At 65.1% G+C, this 2,942-nt stretch carries 2 protein-coding genes; one reads left to right on the forward strand and one right to left on the reverse strand.

All coding sequences use genetic code 11. The features are described from left to right. Positions 1 to 255: 255 nt before the first annotated feature. Positions 256 to 1,389 (reverse strand): ornithine/lysine decarboxylase, encoded by a 1,134-nt coding sequence (gene odc2, locus EN925_RS30465; RefSeq protein ID WP_013529754.1) that lies wholly within the window; start codon positions 1,387 to 1,389, stop codon positions 256 to 258. Positions 1,390 to 1,929: 540 nt separating this feature from the next. Between odc2 and EN925_RS30470 the strand changes: the two genes are divergently transcribed. Then, the coding region (locus tag EN925_RS30470) for an amidase (protein WP_128337154.1) at positions 1,930 to 2,942 on the forward strand (1,013 nt) is incomplete at its 3' end.

Consider the following 2,942-nt stretch of genomic DNA (forward strand, 5'->3'; position numbering starts at 1 on the left):
GGCCCGATCGAGCAACGCCTCGCGCGCCGCAACATCGGCGGCGGTTTCGGCAACCATCACAAAGGCCGGTGCGTGGCCCCCAATTTCAACTGGCATTTCCATTTCCGTAATCCCTGGCGAGCGGAGATCTGTTCCACAGGCGAGCCCGGGTGGACGAAAGTCGCCCACCTGGGATGATCTGATCGGCTCTCTCAGCGCATTTTCAGGCGAAGTTGTGTCCGGTTCGCCGTTCGAAAATGCGCTGAGCAAGCGCCGTCAGATCACGTAGGATCGGAGAGGCTCGAAGCCGTTGAAGGCGACCGCCGAGTAGGTGGTCGTGTAGGCGCCGGTGCCTTCGATCAGCACCTCGTCGCCGATGGTCAGCGACAAAGGCAGCGGATAGGGCGTCTTCTCGTACATCACGTCGGCCGAATCGCAGGTCGGGCCGGCGAGCACGCAAGGTGCGGTCTCCGTGCCGTCATGCGCGGTGACGATCGGGTAGCGGATCGCCTCGTCCATCGTCTCGGCCAGGCCGCCGAACTTGCCGATGTCGAGGAACACCCAGCGCACATTGTCGTTGGCGGCCTTCTTCGAGATCAGCACGACTTCCGACTTGATGACGCCGGCATTGCCGACCATGCCACGGCCCGGCTCGATGATGGTCTCCGGAATGGCATTGCCGAAATGCTTGCGCAGCGCCGAGAAGATCGCCTGGCCATAGGCCTGGGCGGCCGGCACGTCACGCAGATAGCGCGTCGGGAAACCACCGCCCATATTGACCATCTTCAAGACGATGCCTTCCTCGGCGAGCGTCGCGAACACCACCTTGGCGTCGGCCAACGCACGGTCCCAGGCGGTCAGGTCGGTCTGCTGCGAGCCGACATGGAACGACACGCCATAGGCGTCGAGGCCGAGCCCCTTGGCATGGCGCAGCACGTCGACGGCCATCGCCGGCACGCAGCCGAACTTGCGCGACAGCGGCCACTCGGCGCCCTCGCCATCGGTCAGCACGCGGCAGAACACGCGCGCACCGGGCGCGACGCGGGCGATCTTCTCGACCTCTTCGACGCAATCGACGGCGAACAGGCGGATGCCGAGCTGGTAGGCGCGTGCGATGTCACGCTCCTTCTTGATGGTGTTGCCGAAGGAGATGCGGTCCGCCGGCGCACCAGCGTCCATCGCCATCTCGACTTCGGCAACGGAAGCGGTGTCGAAGGACGAGCCCATCGCAGCAAGCAGGCGCAGGATTTCCGGCGCCGGGTTTGCTTTCACCGCATAGTAGATCCTGGAATCGGGCAGCGCCTTCTCGAAGGCGCGGAAATTGTCGCGCACGACATCGAGGTCGACGACGAGGCAGGGGCCGGTCGGACGTCGGGTGGCGAGGAAGTCAAGGATGCGCTGGGTGGCCATCGGGGTCTCTCCATCAGCGCCTTTCGGCGCGCAATAAGGCTGCGGGACGCGGGCTGTCGGCCTCGCGAACTCGCGGTGGACAAAGGCGGGACGGAAATCCATGGAACCAGCCGGTGGAGACCCCGGAACCATGAAGCGCCGTCTCGCGGCGGTGAACCTTGGCCTTGCCCGGCCTCGGTTCGCTTTGTCTGCCTTGGCTTGGATGGGAGACCCGTCCGCACTGCCGGCAATGAAGGTGTGCCTCTTCAGTAACCCCGGTTTTTGGACAACCGGCAGAACACCAGAAAGGCCCGCACCGTCGTTGCTTCAAGGTGTCCTCGGGCTGGCGGTTGGCCGCTAGACCGACTGGAGGGGTTGGCTCCAGTTACCTTACCGATTTCCCTCACCATTCGAGGATCGGCGGACACCCACAGGCACGTGCGACTTTGGGCAAGCGCGATATAAGGGCGAAGACTTTCACAATCAATAAAAATCGTATCGCAGGTTGTAAAATTTCTGGCGTCGAACAATGTTGCGGCAACCGTATCCGGATATCGAACGATGACAGGCACGCACGGCCCTCTCAACGCCTTTCTCGATCTTCGCCAGATGCCCGTGGCACATGCCCAGCTTGGCCCGCTGGCCGGCCTGCGGCTGGCCGTCAAGGACATATACGACGTCGCCGGCTACCGCACCGGTTGCGGCAATTTGCAAAAATTCGCCGAAAGCCACGCAGCCTCGCGCACCGCACCCGCCGTGCAGATGATCCTCGATGCCGGCGCACGCTTCGTCGGCAAGACGCAGACCGACGAGCTCGCCTTCGCGCTGTTCGGTCAGAATGCGCATTTCTCGTTTCCGGTGAACCCGGCGGCACCCGACCGCGTCACCGGCGGCTCCTCATCGGGGTCGGCGGCGGCGGTGGCGGGCAGGCTGGCCGATATCGCCACTGGTTCCGACACCGGCGGCTCGATCCGAGCACCGGCGAGCTTTTGCGGACTGATCGGGCTGCGCACCACGCATGGCCGCATTTCGCTCGACGGCACGATGAAGCTGGCGCCGAGCCTCGACACGTTCGGCTGGTTCGCCGACGACATCGAGACCTACGAGACCGTCGGCAAGCTGCTGCTCGGCCGCGATCCGCACCAGCACGTGTTGGACCGGCCGCTGGCGCTGGATTGGCTGGACGGATTGGTCGCCCGCCCGGCGCTGGCCGAATATGCCGGAATGAAGGGGCTGGCGGGCGCGGTTTTCGGCGCGCCGGCGACGCCGGCAATCCGCTTCTCCTCATCTCCCGATGAACTTTACTGGTGCTTTCGCCGGCTGCAGGCCAGGGAGGCCTGGGCGGTGCATGGCGAATGGATCACCAGCGGCGAGCGCGACCTCGGCCCCGGCGTCGAGGAGCGATTCGGCTTCGGCCGCGCCGTCGACGACAAGACAGCCCAGGCCGAGAAGGTGCGGCGTCTGACCTTTCGCGGCGAACTGAGCGCCCTGCTCGGCAAGGACGGCTTCCTTGTCCTGCCGACGGTGCCTGGTCCGGCGCCTTACGTGGACAGCACGCCGGAGCAGTTCCAGGC

This window comes from Mesorhizobium sp. M7A.F.Ca.US.006.04.2.1 (genome assembly GCF_004022915.1).
Lineage (GTDB): Bacteria > Pseudomonadota > Alphaproteobacteria > Rhizobiales > Rhizobiaceae > Mesorhizobium > Mesorhizobium ciceri.

Coding starts and splice junctions, on each gene's coding strand:
- odc2 (WP_013529754.1), bottom strand. CDS start 1,389: ATGGCCACCCAGCGCATCCTTGACTTCCTCGCCACCCGACGTCCGACC.